Source organism: Rhodococcus sp. G-MC3, assembly GCF_030063335.1.
Taxonomy (GTDB): Bacteria; Actinomycetota; Actinomycetes; order Mycobacteriales; family Mycobacteriaceae; genus Rhodococcoides.
The window spans coordinates 44,019-67,318 of the sequence record NZ_JASISW010000025.1 but is presented as its reverse complement, the minus strand read 5'-3'; the positions used below and the strand labels follow the sequence as shown (position 1 = coordinate 67,318).

Below are 23,300 nucleotides of genomic sequence, written 5' to 3'. Positions count from 1 at the left end.
GACCTACACCGTCGGCGACTAACTTCGGCGTCGGCGAGCTCTCGGCGTTGAACGCGGTAGCGGGAAGCCACGCCGAGCACGTGCCGGTTGTTCACATCGTCGGCGCACCATCCAAGGATGCCCAAGCTGCCCGACGGTTGGTGCATCACTCGCTCGGGGACGGCGACTTCGAGCACTTTCTTCGAATGAGCCGCGAAATCACCTGTGCCCAAGCAAATCTGACCGCCGCAACGGCGACACTGGAAATCGATCGAGTACTGATGGAAGTGCGACAGCAACGCAAGCCCGGTTATATCCTGCTGTCCACCGACGTTGCACGCATCCCGACGTTCGCGCCGTCGGCCCCTTTCGGACCTACAATGATGCCACGAGTCCCACTGCGCTGGAAGCATTCACAGCTGCTGCCGCCGCGCTCATCGATGGCAAGAGCGTGACGGTCCTAGCCGATCTTCTGGTGCATCGACTCGGCGCAGTCCCCAACCTCGCCGCCCTGCTGACATCCGACAATCTCGCCTACGCCACCCTGATGTGGGGAAAGAGCCTCGTCGACGAGAGCTCTCCCAACTTCCTCGGCATCTACGCAGGCGGCGCCAGCGACGAACCGGTCAGAGCGGGAATCGAGGATGCCGACGTTCTCGTCGCTGCAGGAGTTCAATTCACCGACATGGTCAGCGGTTTCTAAAGCCAACAGATCGATTCGACGCAGTTGGCTGATGCCGCGAGCGCGGCGAACAAGGTCTAGTGGCCGGTGAGTACTTGGTGACGCCCCTGTGTCACCAAGTACTCACGGCTTCCGACCTGCACGTGCGTGTTCAGATACGCCCTGGTGTGCTTGCACGCGCACAGGCGGCGGAGCCGCACTCACACGGGCGGCGGAGCCGCTTTCGCAATTAGTTCCTTGGCCTCGTCGAGGCCCTCCCAGACGTTCCACATCAGCACGCCCTTCACCGCATCGGCGTCGTCGACGTAATAGACGACGCCCTCCTTCGGCTCGTCCTTCCAGTCTTCGACGGTGCGTAGCGTCGTCGACACCGTCCCGACGGCCTGGTAGCCGTCGTCGAACACGTCCGAGTAGAAGTACGGCGTGTAGGTGTACGGATCAGTGCCGCCTGCCATGATCCGCCCAACCGCCTTGCCCATCTCGGTGGCGTTGTCGACGTGCTCCACCCGTCGGCGCCCCAAGATCGCATCGGGATAGTTTGCGACGTCACCCGCTGCGTACACGTGCGGATCCTCGGTGCGAAGGAATTCGTCGACGACGATGCCGTCGTCGAGCTTCAGCCCCGCGCTCTCGGCCAGCCCGACATTCGGTCGGACGCCGAGACCGAACACGATCGCGTCCGCTTCGACCGACGAGCCGTCGTCGAGCTGCAGTTGCACGCGCGCCGACGCCTCTGCCCCCGACGTCACTTTCACCCCGCGCCGCACAGTTACGCCGTGGTCGGTGAAGCCCTTGTCGAAGGACAGTGCGAGCGATTCGGGAAACATGTGTGAGCCGACGTGGGGGTCACTTGTCACCAACGTGACCTTCACACCGTTCAGAGCGAGCGCGGATGCGATTTCGGTTCCGATGTAGCCGCCTCCGACGACCACGATGTGGCCTGCGGTGGACGCCTGCTCCCGCAGCGCGCGGTAGTCGGCGAACGTGCGGAAGTAGATGACGCGCGGACTCGCCGCCACATCCAGCTGGACCGGCGCACCGCCGGTGGCGAGCAACAGCTCCCCGTACCCGAAAGTGTCCTCGGACTCCGTGGTCACGGTTCGGTTCTCACGGTCTATCGACTGCACGCGAGTAGTGGTGTGAATCTCCGCACCGGTGTCCGACGCCGTGTTCAGCGGAACTTCGTCTCGGCCGAAGTCTTTGTCGGTCCACAGTTTCTTCGACAAAGCAGGGCGGGCGTACGGTTCGTCGCTATCGGCGGAGAAAATCCCGATGGTGCCGTTCTTGTCGTTCTCGCGGATCCCGCGGGCAGCATTGTCGGCGACCATTCCGCCGCCGACGATGAGGTAGTCGTATCGCACGAAGCACTCCTTGCAGTAGACAACCATGCACGTCTACCCCGGATGCGTCTCAGACAATCACGACATCGATACCGGCCTTCCCGAACGGTTTCGACCGGCACGCGCTTGCTTCGGACCTCACCGATCTCAGGGGGGCGGTCGGACTCACCCTGGACCGAACAGCACCACCATGAACTCGTCGGCCAAAAGTTGGAGTTCCTCCGACGTCGCAGGCAACGTCTCCGGAACGCTGTACGACAGTTGCATGCGCCCCAGGTACGACGAGTACGCCAGGAATGCACGTCGGCGCGCGACGTCGTCGGTGAACCCGGCGGCCACAAGCAGGCGTTTCACGTAATCGATCCGAGCTTCGGTGACACGCTTCAATGCTGTGGCGATGTCTGGATTGTCGGCGGCTACTAACATGTCCAATTCACCGCGTCGGAAATCTGACCCAGTGACGAGGTCGATGAGCGCCCTGGCGCGGACCCGGGGATCGTCGTCGGCTCGATCGATCAGCGCGATAACTTCTGCCGTGTTCGCTTCCTCCCACCGCTCGAGCGCGCAACGAAACAGCTCCTCACGATTGTCGAAATGCCAGTAGAACGAGCCCTTCGTCGCCCCGAGGACACGGGCAAGCGGCTCGACTGCCACTGCCCTCGGTCCCGATTTCATCAGCACCTCGAACGCTGCGGTGATCCACGCCTCCCTCGTGAGGCCAGGCCTTTCCTTGTTCGACGGCACCTCCGTACGGTACCGTACGTAAGTCAACATACGGCACCGTACGGAGGCTCACATGTCTGCAGCGTTCGACATTCTTCCCACGCCCGACTGGGCAGCAACCACCACGATCGCAATTTCAACGGATTCGTCCTCCGATCCCGGCGAGTGGGCACGCGCAATATTCGACGTTCAGAATGCGCCAATCCTGGTCAAGGCGCTGTTAGTTCTCCGTGAGGTCGCTGCCAAAGTTCTGCGAATTCCCCCGGGTGAGCCGTCGATGCTCACGTTCGACCGTATCGTCGGTAACGAGGCCGTCATCGACACGGACGACAAGCATCTTCACTTCGCAGCCACCGTGAAGCCGGAGCCCGCGGCCGGACTACTGCACGTGGTCACCGCGGTGAAGTTCAAGGGTGTGGTCGGACGTGTCTACTTCGCCCCCGTCTCGATCCTGCACGACCCCATCACCCGTTCGATGATGAAGTCTGCTGCCGAGCGCGTCGGCAGCAAACGAATTCGATAACTGAAGATTGGGAGCAGTACCAAGGGCAACCGGCTCCGAATGTTGGAAGTGGGATCGGATGCAACGTTAACGATCCCTGACGACACCTGGAGCCACCCTGGTGTCGGTTGTGTGGTGCCGACAACCCAGTTCGATCTTGATTGTTGGCATCGTCACACCCCGAAAAGGTTGGCCCAGGCCACAACACTGGGCATCTTGGTAAGGGTGACGAAACATCGTTGAAACGTAGAACGTGCATGTAACAGTTCCAGGGAGCGAAACGACTACCTCCTCAGGACGCGAACAAAAGGAGACGATGTGACTTTGCAAATCGATTCGCTCGCCATCAGCACCGACGAAGCGCAGACGCACGAACTAGAGATCGACCAGCTTCACGAGCAGGTTGCCACCCTCGACGCCGACATTCTCAGCGCGATCGAGCATCGCACCGAACTGGTGCGCAGACTGGCTGCCGCTACTGACAATGCAGCCATCACGACCCCGTCGACGACGTTCGACGATCTCGGTTCGGACGGATCGGCATTCTCACGGATGCTCGCACGTATCGCTTCGGCGACCCGCTAGAAAAGCGTCCCCCTCCTTTTCTTACCGACTCCGCCCCGCCCGCGAACGCAATTGTTCGCCGGCGGGGCGGAGTCGGTTTTTGCAGGCCTCGGAGCGGCCCGATACAAATCGATGTCGGGTCGGCGATGAATTTCCAATGCGGCTCGTGTCCATATGAGCAAGACCGACCAACAGGTCGTTCCTAGCGTCTCATCCCCACAGGAGATACCGCCATGTCCCGAATGCTGTTCGCCAACATGCCAGTCAAGGACGTCGCCGCGACACAGTCGTTTTTCGCAGGCCTCGGTTTCGAGTTCAACGCAGCGTTCAGCGACGAGAACACGGCGTCGATGATCATCAGCGACCAGGCCACCGTGATGTTCCTGGCGGAATCACGCTTCAAGGATTTCATCTCCGACGCCATCGCGGACGCCACACAGTCCCGGGAGGTCCTGATGTGCGTTTCCGCTGACAGTCGCAGCGAGGTCGACTCGCTCGTCGACGCGGCAATCGCTGCAGGCGGAACGCCGTGGATGGCGCCGCAAGACCACGGCTTCATGTACGGCCGCGCGTTCCGCGACCTCGACCATCACGTCTGGGAGGTCATGTGGATGGACCCCAGCGCGATCCCAGCCGGCTAGAACTACAGCCGAAGAAGTCACAACCTGCAGGTTCGGTTCGAGAAAGCCGAACCTGCAGGGCCTCAGAGTTGGTCGGGCAGACCGAATCGCTCGAACAAAGTCAGATCGAAGAAACAGGCGACATGCTTCACGCGTTCGCCGGACACATCCACCACGTGCAGCTGGAATGCCTTGTGGACGCCTGATTCGTCTCGCATGTACAAGCCGTACGCCGGCTGACCGTTCGCCGAAGTGGCGACCATGCGCATATCGCCTGCCTTCTGCGCAGGACAGTTTCCTTTGATCAGCGTTCCGATATTTTCCGCGCCCTGGTACCAGCCCTCGAACGGTGGCATCTCCCACACCGCATCCTCGGTGAACAACTCGACGAGTTGATCGATGTCGTACCGCTCGAAACTGTCGACGTACTTCTTCAACAGATCCTGAGTCCTCTCCGTCGACAGCTCCAGAACGCCGTCCTCCGTCGGGGCAATCTCGTCGAGCTGCGCACGGGCCCGCTGGAGAAGGCTATTGACCGCCGTTGTGGTGGTGGCCAAGGCCTCGGCCACCTCCGACGCCTTCCACTGGAGAACCTCGCGCATCAGCAGCGCTGCTCGCTGCCGAGAAGAGAGGTGTTGAAGGGCAGCCACGAACGCCAACCGGATCGATTCGCGGCCCACGACGATGGCCGCCGGGTCACCCGAATCGCTCAACTCCGAATCTGCGATCGGCTCGAGCCACGCGATTTCGTGCTGGGCGACCAAATCATCGGTGGGATCGGAACTGGGAGCGCCGAGGCCGGTCGGTAGCGGACGCTTCGCTTTGCCCTCCAGCGCCGTCAGACAGGTGTTCGTCGCGATTCGATACAACCAGGTCCGCATCGACGACCGGCCTTCGAATTTGCTGTATCCGCGCCACGCGCGGATATATGTCTCCTGGACCAGGTCTTCGGCGTCATGAATAGACCCGGTCATCCGGTAGCAATGCGCGAGTAGCTCTCGCCGGTAAGGATCGAACTGCGAAACGAATGCGTCGCCCTCTGCGACCGTGGCCGTCATGCTTGAAGAGACTAGTGCTACACACCGACGGATGCTCGTGTTCAGCGCACGTATAGAGAACAGGATCGATCTGAAATGGGCGCTTGGGACGATGCAGTGTCCGGCAATTCTCATTTCGGTACCTGGCACGGACACCCGATCGGCTCCCTGCCCAAGACATCCGCGAACGCTTGCGGTTCGGCTCACGGCGATACGATCATCGCTGCGCTAGCCTTCAAAAAGCTACGGACCACAGGTCGACACCCGAGCGGAAGCAATACACGTGACAGCCTCCACCAGCATCGATGATCTCGTCGACGACGCCTACGCCGAACGACGGCGGGCGTGGCAGGCAGCGTTGGTCACGGCGCAGAACTTTCTGGAGACCATCGCCGACGAGTTACTCGACAACGTCGACCGCGATCGCCTCAACGCACAATCGGCGCGTGTCAAGGAACCGGCGCGGGCCGCGGACAAGCTGCGTAGGAAAATTGCCGAGGGCCGTATCACCGAGCCGACCAGTGTCGACGATGTCGTCGATGCGCTCGGAGACCTCATCGGGATCAAGGTGCTCTGCAAGAGCCCCCGGGATCTCCATGCGTTCGTCGATGCGCTGGAGAAGGCATGCAACGACCCGGAGTGTTCCGTTCGCTTCGCCAAGGAACCCATGGATTATGTCGCGTTCCCCAAACCCAGTGGGTACCGGGCGTACCACGCTGTTCTGTTGGTTCGAGTTGCAACACATCAGGGCGATCTCGACGTCAAAGTCGAGGTTCAGGTCAAGACGAGGCTGCAGGACGCGTGGGGCGAACTCACTCACGAAGACATGTACAAGCCCGGCGAGGCACTGAAGCCGACGAAGACACACGAGGATCAGGCTCGGACCATGGCCGAACTTCTGCTGCAGGTCGACTCCATGGCCGACGATCTCGCCGCTCAGCTCGACTCACAGACCACCGTGTCGAAAGACGCTGTCGCCGAACCGAGTCCGGTCCCCAAGGACTCGGACATCATCTCTGCGAGAGTCACACGCACCGGCCCACGGTATGCGCTTGCCGTCGGCCCCGACGGTAGGCGAGGCCTTATTCCTGCGCGATCGGTGAAGGCCGTCATCGGCGCGAAGGACCGCATCGCCGTCGACGACTACCTCGAAGTGGGTGACGTGGTACGCGTCGTCGTCGAGGACACGGAAGACGCTCTGTACTATCACCTCTCCTCGCAACCCCCGTCGAAAGGCGCGCGGAAGCGACACTCCTGATCGCTCAGCAGATCACTCGTTGGATTCAGAGTGGATGAAAGGTATCGGCTGTCGTGCAGCCGCGATGGCCAGCGCTTCTCAGGATGATCCTAAGTAAGTCGGGTAGACAACAGTCCCTGTGACTACCACCGAGATATCTCCGCACAGTGTGGTCGGATCGAACACAGGAAGGGTTCGCCCGACACGCACTGGCCCCCGGCTGACCGCTGATCGAGTCGTACCCGCTGTCGCTTTTGTACTGCTTGCTCCTTTGTACGCGCTGCTCGGGGTGCTGGGTCACCGTCAGCTTCGGACGTCGGGATTCGATCTCGGGATCTTCGTGCAGCAGATCTCGTCATATGCGGATCTGCGAGCACCGACGTCGGACCTTCTCGGTACCGGATACAACACCCTCGGAGATCACTTCTCACCGATTACCGCCCTCCTTGCACCGGTGTACCGGGCGTTTCCGTCGCCGGAGACACTGTTGGTCGCACAGGCCGTTCTCTTCGCCGCGGCAGTCGTACCGCTCTCGAGATGGGCCGTGCGTGAGTTCGGGGCGATCGCCGGGGTCGTGGTCGCGGTCGGCTACGGACTCTCCTGGGGGGTGCAGGCAGCTCTCGATTTCGACTTCCATGAAATTGCCTTTGCCATGCCGTTGCTGGCGATGTCCATGGTCGCTCTCGGCCGACAGCGGTGGCACCAGGCCCTGTTCTGGGCACTGCCCCTCGTCTTCGTGAAGGAGGACATGGGTCTGACGGTCGCGGTGATCGGCGGACTCGTCGCCTTCTGGACCGTGGGACGCACGCGCGTGCTCGGGCTCTTGACGATCGTGTGGGGTCTCACGTGGGTCGTACTGGCGGTCAAGGTGATCATTCCGTTGCTCAGTGCGGATGACTCCTATGGACAGGGATCGAAACTCCCGCCGCTGGGCTCGGGTATCGCCGATACCGCCCACGGAGTCGTCGCCGGCGATTCACGAGCGGCCACTGCTTTCTTGTTCCTCGCGGTGACAGGGTTCGCCGCGCTGCGCTCCCCGCTGCTTCTGGTGGCGCTTCCGACGTTCGCTTGGCGGTTCCTCAGCGATAACTCCAACTTCTGGAAGCCGATCTTTCACTACAACGCACTCTTGATGGTGATCGTCTTCGCCGCTCTGATCGATGCGATTGTGCGGGCCAGGAAACACCACCAGCTGTCCGACCGTGGACAACGACTCATTTTCGGTGTCGTAGCCGTGTTCGCACTCATCGCGTTGCCGTTCCTGCCGATGGCCAGACTTGCATCTGCCGGCGGCTGGCAAACCGATCCGCAGGCGACCGAAGCTCAGCAGATTTCGGGCTCGATCCCCGAGGGCGACACCATTGGCGCGTCGAACAATCTCGTTCCTCAGTTCGTCTCGACTCACGACGTCACGGTGTTCCCGCAGAGGTCGACGAACACCTCGACGCCGGACTGGATCGTCGTCAATCGAGCAAATCCTGCCGGCTGGCCCTCTGATGCCGCAGGAGACTCGAAAGCCCTCGCTTCGGCCCTCGCTTCGGGCTATGTCGTCCGCGAGGAGTCCAACGGGATCGAGGTTCTCGGCCGGCAGTAGCGGTCGACTGAACGCTTTTCCGCTTTTCCCCGACTCCTCGTTGTGACCTCCACCTACGGAGCGGGCGAAATGCCGGATAGCGCCCAACTATTCTGAGATGCGGTCGTCTCCGGCTCGGCGCGCCGACTCAAAGGCTTATACTTTCCGGTCATGGCGCTGGAGGACACCGGCTTCTACGGATTCAGTAAGGCGGGGAAAATCATCGACGCACGACTGGAAGCACTCGGGGCGACCCGCACGGCCGACCTTCTGGACCGCGACGTCGAGTACGAAGATGCAGCGGCCACACGGCTCCAAACCACTGTGCCCGCCACCGACGGCGCCCTGGAACCGGCCACGAAGCCCGTCAAAGCCCCATCCAAACGTTCACCCTGGAATCGGAAGAACCCCTATCGCGCAACCGTTCTGGCCAACCGGGTGCTATCGGGTCATGAATCGTCGAAGGAAGTCCGCCATTACGCGTTCTCCCTCGGCGACAGCGGCGTCGTCTACGAAGCCGGCGACGGCCTCGGCATCAAGCCGGTCAACAATTCCGAGCTCGTCGATGCGCTGCTGGGCCGGCTACGCGTCGCCCCGGACACGACGGTCACCATCAAGGGCTCCGAACAGCGCTTCGACGAGCTGCTCACATACTCGTACGAGATCGGCGTGCCGTCGATGGATCTCATCGAGTCGATCGCCGAACGCTCCGGCGACGAGGAGCTGCAACACGTGCTTTCCACGGGCAACCGAGAAGCGCTCGATGCCTGGACCTGGGGCAAAGATGTCCTGGACGTGCTGGCTCTCGACGAGAATCTTTCACTCGCCCCCGCGGAACTGCTGGACCTGCTGCGGCCGCTACAGCACCGTGTCTACTCGATCTCGTCGTCTCCCCTGGCCCACGAGGGCACAGTCCACCTGACGGTTGCGAGTGTTCGGTATCGCTCGGCCGAGCGTGATCGCGGAGGCGTGTGTTCGACGTTCCTCGCCGATCGAGTCACCGAAGGTGAATCTGCAGGAGTGTTCCTCTCCGCGAACAAGTCGTTCAGGCTCCCGGTGGACGACGATGCACCCGTCATCATGGTCGGGCCCGGTACCGGTATTGCTCCGTTCCGCGCTTTTTTGTACGAGCGGCGCGCACGGAACGCGTCGGGGAAGAATTGGTTGTTCTTCGGCGACCGACACCGCGCCGAGGACTTCATCTACGAGGACGACCTCGACGGCCTCTCGCGCGACGGAGTTCTGACGCGGCTCGATCTTGCGTTCTCTCGCGACCAAACCGAAAAGGTCTACGTACAGGACCGGATGCGCGAGAACGGCAAAGAACTGTACGGCTGGCTCGAAGAGGGCGGGCACTTCTACGTCTGCGGCGACGCCACCCGCATGGCGAAGGACGTCGATACGGCTCTCCACGATGTTATCGCGGAACACGGTGGCCGATCCGCCGAGCAGGCCGAGGATTACGTGGCCGATCTCAAGCGCTCGAAGCGCTATCTACGCGACGTCTACTGACCTGGGTGGGCACCTCACCCGGCTTGGGCACCCAGATCGGAGTGACCGAAGCCGTGGTCGCGGGGGTGCGGGAGGGGATCGCCGCGTCACTCCGCACAGCGCGTCCGTGCGCCTCCAGAAGTTTGTCGGACCCACCCGCTATCTTTCTGACTGCAGAGCAGCAAGTGCGGAGCCCACCAATCGACCGGATGGACTTCGAGTGCACATTCGACGGTGATCGACGAAGGAGCGCGTGTGGGTGCTGGACATGGTGACGAGCAGCGCGGTAATTCGAACTGCAGTGATACGAACCTGAGATTCGACTCCGAACTTGCCCGTGTGTGGCAGCGGTTCGAGGGCAATCTGACCGCGCACCTGGCGGACATGCCGAAAGGTGCGTACATCACGATCACCGCTGCCCAGGCCACGCCCGGACAGCGGGGGCAAAGGCCGTACATCGACCTTGTCGCCGTGGAATCAGAGCGAATTGTCGGAGTTGCGTCCCTGGCGTCCTACATCTATCCAGGCTCACCCGAGCATCTCGACCTCGACCTTCATCTGCTGGGGTGGACCGAGCCGGGAAAGCCTGCTGCCGATGGCACCGTGATGGACTACGTTCTCGATCAGCATCGAGTCGATGCGTCGTTCATGGCGGCCGCCGCGGTCGCGACTTTCGTTCAACTGTGGAATGTCCCCCATCCGTCGTTTCTCAGCGCATGGTCGGTAGGTCCGAACTCTGACGAATCGGGCCCCGCGCAACTCAACAACGACACCACCGACGCGGTGCATGCCTCCGCTGTCGAGCTCCCCTCGGTCGACGCACTCCCGATTGCGTTGAGGTCGTTGCATACGTTCTGCGAACTCCTCGGCGCACGGGTGGATCCGGACACGGTGGTATCGGTGTGCGGCAGCGAGGATATCGACGGTCTTGCCGACGATGCACATCGCCATGCAAGGGAGTGCGCGCGCTATGGGGCCTATCTGCGAAATCGCAACTCCGAATCGACAGCACGGGTGTGGGAGCTACAGGCCCGTTCCTGGTTCGACACTGCGCTGAGCCTTGCGGCTGCCGAGCGACGGCTGTCAGGACCTGATCGTCCGGCGAAGTCCGCTGGCTCGTAACACCTGACGTTCCACCGCGGCTCTGATGGCATCTTCGGTACCGATGATCCGTACGTGCTGTCGTGCGCGCGTGATGGCGGTGTACAGAAGCTCGCGCGTCAGTAGAGATGACGCTCGGTCGGGCAGCATCACCGACACTGTGTCGTACTGACTGCCTTGACTGCGGTGGATCGTCATGGCGTAGACGGTCTGCACCGAGGACAGAACGTTCGGGTGTACCAAGAGCGGCTCGGTTCCGCGCTGGAAGGCCGCCATGAGAGTCCCTCCGGTGTCCACGACCACGCCGGTGTCACCGTTGTAGATGCGCGCCTCGTGATCGTTCGCAGTCACCAGGAGAGGTTGACCGGCGTACCACCGGGCCGAGTCCAAGAACTCGCCCGACGCTTCGCCCACCCATTCCATTGCTTGTCTTGCCCACCGCTGCACCCCGAACGGACCCTGCCGGTGTGCACACAGCAAGCGATGCGTTTCCAGCCCGGACAACGCCTCGGTCGCGTGTCCCGCACGCGCTGCCTCGGTCACGCTCGATGCCGTCGAAACAATGTCGGCGTGGAGCGCACCGACGTCGGCCGGCGCATGAAAGGACAGCTGCTCGCCGCCGTCGAGCAGGAGTTCCATCACCCGATCGGCCCGTCCGTCGCGCACGGCGACGGCCAGTTCGGCGATCGCTCCGCCGAACCGCCGCCCTCGGCTGAGGCGAACCACTCCGCTCCGCAGGCGATCTCTCTCCGACACGGACAGTGCCGCCTCGTGAGGGTCGTCCTTCGCGTCGAGGTCGCCAGCGATCAAGGCGAGGAGCTCGGGGTTCGCGTCACCGCGAACCGGACGCGCAACCAGATCGGACAACACAGCGCCTGCATCGACCGAGGTCAACTGATCAGGATCCCCGACGAGAATGAGCCGTGTGTCGGGCCTGACCGCTTCGAGCAGTCTGCACATCATCGTCAGAGACACCATCGACGTCTCGTCGATGACGATTACGTCGTAAGGCAGCCTGTTCGACGCGTTGTGCTTGAATCGGCTCTTGCTTCCGCGTTGCCATCCGAGCAGACGGTGGAGCGTCATCGCCGTCAGGCCGTCCGGCAGACAGAGCGCCGGTGACTGTTCGGTGACCGATTCCTGAAGTCGCGCAGCGGCTTTGCCGGTCGGTGCCGCGAGTCCGATACGAAGACCCGGGCCGTGCTGCGCCGCGAACATGGCGAGGATACGTGCGACGGTGTGTGTCTTGCCGGTGCCTGGCCCACCCGCGATCACTGTGGTCCACCGCGTTGCAGCGAGCGCTGCCGCGATGCGTTGGCGGTCGGGCGCAGGGGCCGCGACCTGATCTGTGCCATCCTCCGAGGTGGCAGTGAACAGTGTGCCGAGCATCTCCCGAACCGCCTGGGCATCCACCTCAGGGCCCGTCACATCGCGGCCGTCGAGCACGAGCCGAATTGTTTGTTCCTGCAAGTAATACCGATGCAGGTACAGAAGCTCACCCTCGTCGGTGTCCACCAGCCGCAGCGGCTTCAGTGGACCTCGTTCGCTACCGAGTACCAACGGACTCGCCCGCAGTGCAGCGGTCACATCCTCGAGTTCCGGCCATGGAAGCGACTCGATGTCGACGTCGGATTCCTCATCGACGGTGACATCGCGCAGGCGATTCAGATCGAGACACACCGAGCCGGACCGAACAGCTCGGACTGCCAGTGCCGTCGCGAACAGAACGTCCTCCGATGTTTCCCCACCCAACGACCCGAGTCTCAGTGCGACGTGGACGTCAGCTGCGGCGAGGATTCCGGCTTCGTTGAATGTTCGGAGGCGGCCCTTGGCCCGCTGAACGAAGTTCGCTTCGGTCATGAGGTCTCGATCCCTGCCAGCAGATCGGAGACGGACGTGACGAGTTCGACCGGAGGATTCCATTCGAATACGCCGCAGCCCTCAGGTGTTTCGGGGCCGACCATTCCTCGGACGAAGTGGTACTGCACTCCCCCGAGATGCGTGCCCGGATCATATCCGGGCTGGCGCCAACGTAGGTATCGATGAAGCGCGACGGCATACAGCAACGCCTGCAACGGATAGTGCGAGCGCAGCATTTCCTGAGCCATTCGGTCGCGAGTGAAATTCATGACGGTGAGGTCACCTGTGGACAACCTGTTTGTCTTGTAATCCACGATGACGTACCTCGGACCAGGGATTCGAAGCACGGAATCGATGCTTCCGGTGAGGTATCCGCGCAGTGGCGTCGACTCGAGCATCTCGAGCTGGTCGGCGTAGGAAGCCAGTACGTCACCGAGAGGCAGATATTTCCGCATCAGGGCAGCGATTGCGCGCAGAGTCACAGTCTGCGATACCGGAGCATCGCCGCCTGCCAGCGGGAGCTCGAAGTCCAGTTCTGCAAGGTGATCGGCCGGTGCAATGTCGGCGAGCGTGCCGAACCCGAGAGGTGTTCGCAGCACCGGCAGCAATGCCGACGCCAAGTCTGACGGTTCGATGTCTGCCAGCCGTTCACCGACTGCATCGACGCAGCGACGAAGTACTTCGGCTTCGAGATCCTCGGCCCCGGTGTCGAGGTGCTCGAGGATCTCGTGGACGAGGGTTCCGAACGCCGCGCCTGCAGGCAGCCCGTTCATCGGCGAGGCAATGCCTTCGAGGGTCTCGTCGACGGGAGACTCGAAGGCGGGAGGCTCGAAGGCGGGTTCGTCATCCTTATCCGGCTGCTCGGGTTCGCTGCTGACTCCTGGGCTCTCGTGAGCGCCTGCCGTGAGCGCCGAGTACGACGTGCGACGCCACACATGATCGAGTGATCGCCCGAACGTCGCAGCATCGAGCTCGATTTCATGGCGGTCGGACACATTTCGAATTGGCCGTGGCGCGGCACCGCCTGCTGACTCGATCGAAATCTTCCCTGCCGACGACCCTGCCCAAGATTCGAGCCGACGGGCGGCACCGGCGTCGTCGGGAACCTTGATCTTGTCCTCGGGCGCGAGGATTCCGGGGACTCTACCGAACAGCAGCCGGTGCAGCGGCGAGGACGATGTCCCGTACGACGGCGCCCACCACAACACCACCTGGCACTGTGCGCGAGTCAACGCCACGTACAGCAACCGGAGCTCTTCGCCTGCTTCTTCTTTGTCCCGCAGAAGCTTCCGCTGGGCGTAGCCCAGCCCGCTGCTGCCGCCGACGTCGAGGACCCGTTGGCCGTTCTCGTCGTGCAGCAAAAGGGTGCTCGGGTATGGGTTCTTCGATGCGTCCCACGCGTAGGGCACGTAGACAACCGGAAATTCCAGCCCCTTGCTCGCGTGGACTGTCGCTAGTTGGACTGCCGCCGCGTCGCTGTCGAGACGTCTGCTTCGATCACTGACACTTCCCGACGCCGGATCTTCGATTCGGTCGGTGAGCCATCTCATGAGTGCACTCGGACCGAACGACTCCTCGACCGCTGCACGATTGAGGAGCTGGGCGACATGCCGCAGGTCGGTCAGTTGACGCTCACCGGAGCGTATTCCGAGTAGTCGCGCTTCGAGCGAGGTCTCGGCCGACAGTTTCTCGAATACCGCGGCGAACCCTGCCTGCCCGAACAGCACTCCATAGTCGCGCAGCGTGCTGCTCACCTCGGCGACAGCATCGTCTCCTCGCGCGTCGAGTGTGTCCGCCGTCCATCCGAGCAGCGGTGTCAGAGCGGCCAACCGCACCCGGTCCGCTCGATGGGGTTGTTCGATCGCTTGAAGCAGCCACAGCCACTGGGTTGCGCTCGGCGTCTCGAACACACTGGAACCACCGGCGAGCACCGAGGGAACCCCGGCTTGATCGAGTGCCTCTCGAACGAGACTGATCTGCGACCTAGTGCGCACGAGTACCGCAACATCACCTGGTGTGACGACATCGCCATGTCCGGGAAGCGCCAGCTTCGTTGGAGATTCGAGCATGCCGACGATGTCCGCGGCGAGGTCGTTCGCAACGCGGCTTCGGAGGGCGCCGACTGCGGGGAATCCCGATTTGTTCAGCGGCCCCGCACCCGTCCTCGGTAGGTATCGAACCCTCAGCGGTGGAGCATCCGGAATCCTTGAATGTGCGTGCGTCGAGGCAACGGGGTGGACGACGATGTCGTCGTGTCCCAGAGCAGCACCGGCATAGACGGTTTCGAGTGCCGCCAGGAGGCCCGCGTCGCTTCGCCAGTTCGTGGTCAATTCCAGGTGACGATCAGCGAGCGCAACGGCATCCAGGTAACTGAGTACCTCGGCGCCACGAAAGGCATAGATCGCCTGTTTGGGATCTCCGACGAGAAGAAGCGTCGACGTACCGTGAAACGCACGCCGCAGGATGTCCCACTGCAATGGGTCGGTGTCCTGGAACTCGTCGACGAGGACCACTCGAAAGCGATCGCGGACCCGAGCGCAGGCCGACTCACCGTGGATCGGGTCGACGAGAACACCGTGCAACAAACTCAGTAGATCGTCGAAGTCGCGCACGCCCGCAGATCGCTTACGCCGCCCGACTTCGGCGCGCACTTCCTCGGCGAAGATCACGCGGTGGCCGGCCTCGCTGTCGTCTGTCGGCTCGGGGACCAGGTGCGCCTGACGATCGCGCACGGCTTCCCGTGCAACCTGACGTGCATCGTTCGGGCTGATCGGCGGCTGGAATTCCGAGCGACTGTATCGCCGAAGATAGATGTCGACGACGACCTCCCCTGTCAGGTCGTCGACGGCCTCGACCAGTGTCGTCTCCGGTTCGCGTTCACCTGCAATCCCGAGGCCGTCGAGCATGCGCTGGCAGAAACTGTGCGTGGTAGCGATTGTGCCGGAGTCGAATTCGGATAGTGCGCGCATCAGACGGAGCCGACGGGCCGGGGCGTCCTCGCGTGCCAGATGCCGAACCAGCGCATCGGTGCTCGTCTGTGGGGACGGCTCGCCGAGTTCTGCAGCGACCTCGGCAAACCGATTTCGAGTGCGCTCCCGCAGTTCCTGGGTTGCCGCGCGAGAGAAAGTGACCAGCAGCAACTCGGAGATCTCTGCTATCCCCTCGGCAACATAACGCGTCGCCAACCCGACGATCGCGTACGTCTTTCCGGTACCGGCGCTTGCCTCGAGCACCGTAGTACCCTGCGGCAACGGCCCCAGTAGATCGAAATCCGTCACGGCTGTCCCTCCGTTTCGGCGTCCAGAAGCGGGCACCACAGGTGACAGGACAACGCGCCGAAGGCCGTCGTTTCGTCACCCCAGCGCGGGACCCCTTCACCGAAAGCAGCGTCGCGAACGCTCATGAACTCGGGAGAGCGTCCGTGTACGTACGCGATGCTGCGATCGGTGATGTCGCCGAACTTGTCGTTCCACTGCTTCGCTGCCGCGTCCATGGCGAGCTCGGCGGATGTTCCCCGAAATCTTCGCTCGGCGTAGGCTGCCGATGCCGTCGGCCCCATCGGCAGCGGCGATGCGAGGCCGAGGTCGCGTAGTTCGACCAACTTCTCGAGCAGGTCGAGAGCATCGACCGGCGCCGTGATGGTCGAGCGCCAAGCAGCTCGACGGCCTGGTCCTCGGCCGGTCGTCAGCGCTTGCCAGGCTGTGGACTGGTCTTGAGCCCGAGCGGCAAGAACGCGAACCCAGGCGGCCAGTCGATGTTTCGGCGCGAGTCTCGAGTACGAGGTACGGGCGATGGTATTGCCGTGAATACCGGTAACCGTCCCAGTGACTCGGCGACCCGAACTCAGTTGGATCGATACATCGAGCACATGGGATTCGCCTGCGTGGACATCGCGCGACACCTCGAACAGGGCTTCCACCGCTCGGGTGATGTCCTGGAGTTGAGTGTCGCCGAGCCCGAAAGGTGGCAGCGTGCCGCGCCTCCACTCCGCGGCGCGAAAATCAGCTACAGCGGTGCCCGCAAGTCGCTCGGCGAGCATCCGGTCGCCGATATCCCACTTCTGCAACCCGTCCAATTCGACGGTGAGGGAATCGGAGACATCGTCGTCCAGATCAGGGACACGGATTCCGAGGCGCTGCTTGAGAAATGCGGCAATCGGATGTTCGACGAACGCAATCAGATCCCTCAGTTCGATGTCGCCGGGTTGGGCGGGAGGCAAGACCCCCGGCAGAAACGGCGGCGGTGCGGCGGGCTCTCGTTGAATTGCTCTCGCTCCATCGAGGGCCGCGCGGTCGTAACTGAACGGTGAGCGGGGGTCGAAATTCCGAGCGTCGAAAGGCTGTAGCGGGTGACGCTGCACGATGTCGGCGTCGGCCGTGGTTCGGATGACGTCGAGCAACTCGGTCAGCGGAATTGCAGGTGGTTTGACCATTCCCGACACAGGGTCGGCGCCGGTGTAGAACAGCAGCAGCTTCTGTTCGGCGGACATGACGGCATCGAGTAGCAGTTGCCGGTCCTCGCTGCGCACATCGCGTTCGCCGATCGCCGGGTCACGCGTGAGCACGTTGTCCCCGTCGAGACTTCCCGCACGCGGATACACCTCGTCGTCGAGACCCAGCAGGACTACTACGCGATGCGGCACCGATCTCATCGGAACCATGGTGCATACCGTCAGTTCACCCGTTCTGAAGTTCGCGCGAGACGGTCGCCCCGCGAGTGCACGAGTGAGCATGGCACGCACGTCCGACAGCCTGAGCACTACCTCGTCGCCGTACCGGGTCGAGTCAGCGAGTTCTCGAAGAGCTTGTGCGCGTTGCCATTGATCGGCCGCGTCGGTGTCCGTGAGAAGGTCGAGTGCGCGAACCAGCGCTGTCTGCCACTCCGCGGCCTTCTGTGGGCCTTGCAGATCACGCAACACGACTGCCAGTCGGTCCAGAAATTCGGCGAGCCTGCCGGTGAGGTCGATGTCGTTTCCGTCGACGTCGTCCACCGGCAACGCGAGATCGAGCCACTCGTGCGAGGTTTCGTCGGCCGCCACTCCCAGCAACAGACGGTCCATCGCGAAATTGAAGGTGTTCTGAGCGAAGTCACCGAGACCGAAACGACTGCGCTGGCGCGAGTTGATACCCCACCGTGCCCCGGACACCTGAACCCACTCGCGCAGCCGCTCGAGATCGTCGTCGCCGAATCCGAACCGTGTGCGCACCGGACCGGACGCCGCGAGATCGAGTACCTGGCTGGCCGTGACCCGGCCGACCGCGAGATCGAGCACTGTCGCCACGACGGCGAGCAGTGGATTGGTCTGCCGCAGCCCTCGATCGGCAAGCCGGACTCGGAGTTTGTGACCTGGATGTCCGAGACCACCCTGCCCGAACGCCGCTCGGACCAAGGGCGCATACGTCTCGACGTCGGGACACATGACGAGCACATCCCGTGGTTCGAGCGTCGGGTCACCGTCGAACAGATGCAGCAGGCACTCGCGAAGAACTTCGACCTGCCGCGGAGCGCCGTGACACGCATGGACTGCGATCGTGCCGTCGGGGACAGCGGACCTGACCGGCTTTCGCGAATACGCAATATCGGATTGCACGCACCCGAGGAGCGTGGACGGGTAGGAATCTGCCGGACCGACAGTATGTTCCACTGTCGCATCGATGCCGAGAATGCGGGACTGCAGCTCGCGAACATCGCGGGCGAGGCTGGAAAGCAAAGGATGTTCGAGTGCCAATGCGGACCGATCGTCACGACGCCGACCGATATGTTTCTGCTCGGTGAGCTTGTTCCACATCACCTCACTCGGATGCGGAATCCACAAATGCACATCCCTGTGCCCGGAGAGTGCTGCAACGACCCGAAGCTGATCGGTGGTCAATCGAGTGGCACCGAAAATCGACAGACGATCGGGAAGATCGAGCAAACCCGGATTCGCTGCGATGGAAACGCAACTGCTCTCCAACAGTTCGGCTGGGCTCGGAGACCCGATGCGAGCGCGAATCGATCGCCACAGCTCGGCTTGCCACTGCTGATCGACGGGCAAGGTGCCCCCGAGTCCGTCGCTGTCGACTCCGGCGGCCCAATCGGTGATCATCGCCGGCCGATCGGCGGCATAGCTTCCGAACAGATCCGTCAGGTGCGCTGCGGTGGACCACCTACGTCCTGCGCGGTGCTCGTCGGTGCCGTTGCCGAGGTGTGCGGCCAACACCGAGCACCACGGTTGATCGATCGATTCGTCGATCAGTGTCAATGTCTCCCAGAGCATTCGACGGCGCGACCAGGGTTCGTCGTCGGGATCGACGTTCCGAACCGATGCGAGCGCGTTCTCGACGAGAGCCGCAGGCGAAGGAAATTCGATGTTCGCCGAAATTCCGTCTGCGTCGACGGAACCGAGCGACAGTGAAAGCCGTTGTGTCAGCCACCGCTCCACTCCGCGGGCCGGCACCGAGACCACCTCCGCGGTGAACGGATCCGCCAGTGGCACTGCCAGGACGTCGGCCAATGCAGATGCGAGCGAGGATGCACTGGCGCCGCGGTGAATCCTCAGTACCAACTTCCGCCCCTTCGTCGTACTCGAACCGAACCGATGCACATGACCCTACTCGAGGCACCGACAAGTTTTGTTTCAGATCCGGTCTCACGACAGGGCATGCAGTCGGCTCGAATCGCCGACCACAGCCGCCTCCACTCTGGACAATCGTCAGCAGTTATCGGGGCAGCGATCGGCGTGACCACAGCGCCGAGACTGCCGAAGTCCGACCCTCGGAAACTCGCGCCCCTGATGTACGCGTCAGCAGCGGTTCGACGCACAAGTCGGGAGTAGATCCGCCTTGCCGATGACTTTCCGGCTGAGCATCGGTCTACCTCTGCGGCCCAGTTCGTCGACTCAGGAGCACACAATGGACTTCCAACACGTACTTGCCGTCGTACCCGTGACCGATATCGTCAGAGCCAACGCGTGGTACTCGGCGTTGATCGGTCGACCAGCCGACAACAACCCCATGCCGGTGCTGGTCGAGTGGCAGGTCACCGAGCACGGTTGGGTGCAGGTCACGGTCGACGAGAATCGGGCGGGAAACGGGATGTTGAACTTCGCCGTCGACGATCTCGAAAATTCCATCACCGAACTCGGAAAGCGAGGAATCGAGGCAGGCGAGATCGTCGACGCCAACAAGGGAGTGCAGTTGTCGAGCCTGGAAGATCCTGACGGCAATATCGTCACTCTGATCGGCGGATTCCGGGTTTCCTATTGAACTATTTACTTTTACTCTCGCACAATAGAATTCGGTCGAAACCTTCGACATCATCGACGATTGCGCGCAGTTCGTCGTCGACTACATCGACCATGTCGGAAACTTCTACGACACAACCGATGTCGATGCCACGTGTGCGCGGCAATCCTTCATCAGATCAGTTACCTCGACCGCGAAACACGAATGGCTGCGGTGTTCGCCGAGATCGATCTCAGGTTTGCAGGCAAGGGGTTGTCGGTGAAAACTGTCGCCGGCTGACCGTCATCGAACGACTGAGCGTGCCCACGCCTGGACCCACATTTCCCTACGTCCAGGCGTGACACCGCTTCCGACGGCTGTCAGCGAACGTTTAGGCTTGACCCATGGGATCCAGGGGACCGGCGAGTCGTGGGCAGAAGCGAGCAGCGAAGACCAAGGCACGCCAACGGCGTCAGCAGTCGTCGCCGGGATCTCATCTTCCAACGTTCCCCGTGGGCGTACTCGAAGAATTCGGCGAGTGGCTCACCGATCGGGACATGGGCGAGCACGCAGAACGTGTTGTCGGTCTTGTCCGCACCACGCTGACTCAGATCGATCGGGCGAATACAGGGTTCTCCGTCACCTCCTGGACCCCCAACGACGCTCACTTCATCGTCGACGCCGTCGAGCGCATCGAGGAGTCCGACCCGGACAACGGACCGGCAGCAGCGACGAACATCGTCGTGACATTGCTGGAGTTCCTCACGTTCCTCGACGAGACCGACACGTGGACCGGTTCGGACGAAGACTTCTCGCATTGCATGGAGGACCTCACCGACTTCATCGACAACGATCCGGACGTCCTCGATCCCGAGGACATCGAATTACCCGAGGTCTCCGAGGCCGCTGAGCAGGCTGCGTTGTCCGGCCTACCGTTGATCGCCGGGCTCGACGCCCTCCTGGCACGCGTCGGCACCCGAGTCCCCGTCGCCGACATCGCAGAGCTCGAGGGCGCCTTGTCCGACGACGAGGATCATGACCACGACCACGACCACGACCACGACCACGACCACGACCACGACCACGAGAATGATGCATCACCGGAGAACATCACCGCTCTCGACCATTGGGCCGTAGCGTTCGCCTCGGACGTACTGCAGATCGAGGGGGCCGACGTAGTCCCCGGAACTGCCGCGGACGGTTTCCGGTCTCGATCGGTGGACGTGCTCCGCTCCGCCTTGACCCAGCACGTCCGGCACCAGCTGACTCTCAGCGAGGTCGACGTCTCGATGGCTCTGTCCAATACGTTCGCGATCCAAACTCTGCTGGCGGCGATGACGGAGGACCCGCCCCTGGACAACCCAGAAGAGAACTACGACGGTCTAGAGGGCGAAGATCTCCGCACCGCGCAGTTGATCGACTACCGTGTCCGCACACTTCAGGAGCAGGGCGTCCTGATCCCCACCGACGACGCACTAGAGGTGCCGAACGCCCTCCGGCCTGCGGTTCTCGCCGGCGTCACCCTTGCCGAACCATTCGGCGATCAGGATCCGGACGAAGCGTTCTGATCAGTCTGTAACGGCGGTGGCCCGGCCACCGACAAGGTGCTCGGAATACTGCAATGCCCTCACGCGAAGGAGTCGCGACGGTTGTTGCCCGATTCGAGCCCCCCTCGACACAGCGCAGCCGCGACGAGTGGTGCTCCTCTGCCCGCCCGTAGGCCGACTCGAGGACCGCATCATGACCGATCCGTTCAACTCCCAGCCCTATGTTTTCCCCGGCGCCAAGCGACCGGAACGCTCACGTCCACTGCTTGCCAGGATCGTGGGCTGGTTCGCCCTGATCATCGGACTTGTGGTCGTGCTCGCGTCCCTCGTCGACTTCTCCGTTGCCGGGATAGTGCTCGGCCTGTGCGCCGCTGCCGCCGGTGGGCTGTACCTGTTCAGCGCGCCGTCGCGTGGGCGGATCGTCTGGGCCACACCGGCAATCGCAACTCTGCCCGCACTCATCGCGTTCGGACTCTCGACCCCAACACCTGAGCCGGTCGAGACAGCGCAGGCCAGCAGCTTCGCCGCCCCCGCCATCGCTGACGTGTCGACGACGACCGCGCGACCGACGACAACCACTCGTACAACCACCGCAACACCCACAACCACCACGGTTCCCACCGCGACGGTCGCGCCGGAAAGTGTCACCGTCTACGCTCCCGCCCCGACGACGACCATCCCTTACGTGCCTGCTCCTGCTCCCGCGCCGGTGTATGTCGCGGAACCGGAGCCGGTGTATGTCGCAGAACCGGAGCCGGTGTATGTGCCGCCCGCTCCGCTCGCGGCAGTCCCCGATACGTCTTCGTATGTGTCCTACGCGAATTGCACCGAGGTGAAGGCAGCCGGCGCAGCACCGATCTATCTAGGAAATCCCGGTTACAGCTCCAAGCTCGACCGCGACGGTGACGGGGTCGCTTGCGAAAAATGATGCGAAGCGCGGTCATGTCGGTGACACCCGCTAGCGTCCTGCTGGAGGCTCAGGCAATGTCCCGCACCCCACGTTCCTGATCGCTCACGTGTGGAACTGCAACTCGACTTGGAGACCGACCCCGAGGCGCATCATCCGCACGATTGTTTCAGCGGACCGACGCTGGGACGACTGTTCGGCATCAGCAAGAACCAGCCATAGCTCGATAGTGCGCTAATCTGCATCGATGGCAGCAGACGGGGACCAGAAGCAGTTGACGGACTATCCACGCCCGTCGGTTGCCGTCGACGTTGCCGTTCTCACCGTACGAGCGAACGCACTCCACGTGGTTACTGTCCCGTCTCCGCGTGGCCTTGCCCTGCCCGGTACGTTTCTCCATCCAGGAGAACGACTGGCCGACGCTGCCGATCGGGCGCTGAGCACCAAAGCCGATCTGCACGGTTTGGAGTTTCACCAGATAGGGATGTTCGACGACCCTGAACGCGACGAGCGAGGATGGGTACTCTCGATGGCCCACACCGCAGTCGTTCCGGTCGAAATCCTCACCGATGCAGTCGACCTCGTGAAACTGACCGAAACCACCACATCCGAGCCGCTCGCGTTCGATCACGGGGCAATGGTGAAACTTGCGGTCGACGACGTCAGGCAGAGGTACGGCAGAGCCGTCGATCCCGCCCTCCTGTTGGGCAACTACTTCACACTGCTGGAACTCCGCCGCCTCTACGAAGTGGTGTACGGCAAAACGCTCCCCAAGGACACGTTTCGCCGTCAGGTCGCAGGATCGGTTGCGGGCACCAACACGACGTCGACAGCGGGAGGGGGCCGACCCGCGGAGCTATATCGCCGTAAGGCGCGGGCCACACTCCCCGAGTCGGCCTCCGCATTCTTCCGAAGCTAGCCGAGCAGTCGCA

16 protein-coding genes and 2 pseudogenes are annotated in these 23,300 nt (G+C 62.6%); 12 read left to right on the top strand and 6 right to left on the bottom strand.

Annotation, left to right across the window (positions count from 1 at the left end; genetic code table 11):
* Positions 1 to 17: 17 nt before the first annotated feature.
* A pseudogene (locus QMK17_RS22500) lies at positions 18 to 679 on the top strand (indolepyruvate decarboxylase); the annotation flags it as partial.
* A gap of 182 nt (positions 680 to 861) precedes the next feature.
* Here QMK17_RS22500 and QMK17_RS22495 read toward each other — a convergent pair.
* Together QMK17_RS22495 and QMK17_RS22490 are read right to left on the bottom strand one after the other, a co-directional pair.
* Positions 862 to 2,022: an NAD(P)/FAD-dependent oxidoreductase gene (locus QMK17_RS22495; protein WP_283511531.1), complete on the bottom strand. Its 1,161-nt coding sequence runs from the start codon at positions 2,020 to 2,022 to the stop codon at positions 862 to 864.
* A 144-nt stretch (positions 2,023 to 2,166) separates the two neighbouring features.
* Complete coding sequence (locus QMK17_RS22490) at positions 2,167 to 2,745, bottom strand: TetR/AcrR family transcriptional regulator (RefSeq protein WP_283511530.1); 579 nt, start codon at positions 2,743 to 2,745, stop codon at positions 2,167 to 2,169.
* Positions 2,746 to 2,797: 52 nt separating this feature from the next.
* Between QMK17_RS22490 and QMK17_RS22485 the strand changes: the two genes are divergently transcribed.
* The 3 genes from QMK17_RS22485 to QMK17_RS22475 all read left to right on the top strand — a co-directional run bounded on the left by QMK17_RS22485 (position 2,798) and on the right by QMK17_RS22475 (position 4,431).
* Positions 2,798 to 3,247: a DUF2867 domain-containing protein gene (locus QMK17_RS22485; protein ID WP_283511529.1), complete on the top strand. Its 450-nt coding sequence runs from the start codon at positions 2,798 to 2,800 to the stop codon at positions 3,245 to 3,247.
* 297 nt (positions 3,248 to 3,544) lie between these two features.
* A complete protein-coding gene (locus tag QMK17_RS22480; protein WP_283511528.1) occupies positions 3,545 to 3,811 on the top strand; it encodes a hypothetical protein in 267 nt (88 codons plus the stop codon).
* A 212-nt stretch (positions 3,812 to 4,023) separates the two neighbouring features.
* Entirely contained in the window at positions 4,024 to 4,431 is a 408-nt protein-coding gene (locus QMK17_RS22475) for a VOC family protein (protein WP_283511527.1), read from the top strand.
* A 62-nt stretch (positions 4,432 to 4,493) separates the two neighbouring features.
* On the opposite strand, the gene QMK17_RS22470 is transcribed toward QMK17_RS22475, so the two are convergent.
* Positions 4,494 to 5,468: a sigma-70 family RNA polymerase sigma factor gene (locus tag QMK17_RS22470; RefSeq protein ID WP_283511526.1), complete on the bottom strand. Its 975-nt coding sequence runs from the start codon at positions 5,466 to 5,468 to the stop codon at positions 4,494 to 4,496.
* Between the two features lie 262 nt (positions 5,469 to 5,730).
* On the opposite strand from QMK17_RS22470, the gene QMK17_RS22465 reads away from it, so the two are divergent.
* The 4 genes and pseudogenes from QMK17_RS22465 (at position 5,731) to QMK17_RS22450 (ending at position 10,870) form a co-directional block, all read left to right on the top strand.
* Positions 5,731 to 6,705, top strand: coding sequence for a GTP pyrophosphokinase (locus QMK17_RS22465; RefSeq protein ID WP_283511525.1), 975 nt, complete (start codon positions 5,731 to 5,733; stop codon positions 6,703 to 6,705).
* Positions 6,706 to 6,823: 118 nt separating this feature from the next.
* Entirely contained in the window at positions 6,824 to 8,278 is a 1,455-nt protein-coding gene (locus QMK17_RS22460) for a DUF2079 domain-containing protein (protein ID WP_283511524.1), read from the top strand.
* Between the two features lie 18 nt (positions 8,279 to 8,296).
* Positions 8,297 to 9,769, top strand: a pseudogene (locus QMK17_RS22455) (sulfite reductase subunit alpha); the annotation flags it as partial.
* Positions 9,770 to 10,003: 234 nt separating this feature from the next.
* Positions 10,004 to 10,870: a TY-Chap domain-containing protein gene (locus QMK17_RS22450; protein ID WP_283511522.1), complete on the top strand. Its 867-nt coding sequence runs from the start codon at positions 10,004 to 10,006 to the stop codon at positions 10,868 to 10,870.
* Here the strand turns inward: QMK17_RS22450 and recD are convergent.
* From recD to recC, 3 genes are read right to left on the bottom strand one after another with little or no spacing between them, the layout of a single operon-like run.
* Positions 10,832 to 12,709 carry an exodeoxyribonuclease V subunit alpha gene (gene recD, locus QMK17_RS22445; RefSeq protein ID WP_283511521.1) on the bottom strand — a complete coding sequence of 626 codons (1,878 nt, stop codon included), beginning with the start codon at positions 12,707 to 12,709 and terminating at the stop codon, positions 10,832 to 10,834. The two genes, QMK17_RS22450 and recD, sit on opposite strands and share 39 nt — an antisense overlap.
* On the bottom strand, positions 12,706 to 16,026 hold the full coding sequence (locus QMK17_RS22440; RefSeq protein ID WP_283511520.1) for a UvrD-helicase domain-containing protein: 3,321 nt from the start codon (positions 16,024 to 16,026) through the stop codon (positions 12,706 to 12,708). The genes recD and QMK17_RS22440 overlap by 4 nt, the downstream gene beginning before the upstream one ends.
* Positions 15,984 to 19,256 (bottom strand): exodeoxyribonuclease V subunit gamma, encoded by a 3,273-nt coding sequence (gene recC, locus QMK17_RS22435; protein WP_283511519.1) that lies wholly within the window; start codon positions 19,254 to 19,256, stop codon positions 15,984 to 15,986. The genes QMK17_RS22440 and recC overlap by 43 nt, the downstream gene beginning before the upstream one ends.
* 346 nt (positions 19,257 to 19,602) lie before the next feature.
* Between recC and QMK17_RS22430 the strand changes: the two genes are divergently transcribed.
* From QMK17_RS22430 to QMK17_RS22415, 4 genes are all read left to right on the top strand, one after another.
* Positions 19,603 to 19,956, top strand: coding sequence for a VOC family protein (locus tag QMK17_RS22430; RefSeq protein WP_283511518.1), 354 nt, complete (start codon positions 19,603 to 19,605; stop codon positions 19,954 to 19,956).
* A 362-nt stretch (positions 19,957 to 20,318) separates the two neighbouring features.
* Positions 20,319 to 21,482 carry a hypothetical protein gene (locus QMK17_RS22425; protein ID WP_283511517.1) on the top strand — a complete coding sequence of 388 codons (1,164 nt, stop codon included), beginning with the start codon at positions 20,319 to 20,321 and terminating at the stop codon, positions 21,480 to 21,482.
* 172 nt (positions 21,483 to 21,654) lie between these two features.
* Complete coding sequence (locus QMK17_RS22420) at positions 21,655 to 22,389, top strand: excalibur calcium-binding domain-containing protein (protein WP_283511516.1); 735 nt, start codon at positions 21,655 to 21,657, stop codon at positions 22,387 to 22,389.
* 226 nt (positions 22,390 to 22,615) lie between these two features.
* Positions 22,616 to 23,287 (top strand): NUDIX hydrolase, encoded by a 672-nt coding sequence (locus tag QMK17_RS22415; RefSeq protein WP_283511515.1) that lies wholly within the window; start codon positions 22,616 to 22,618, stop codon positions 23,285 to 23,287.
* The last annotated feature ends 13 nt before the right edge of the window (positions 23,288 to 23,300 follow it).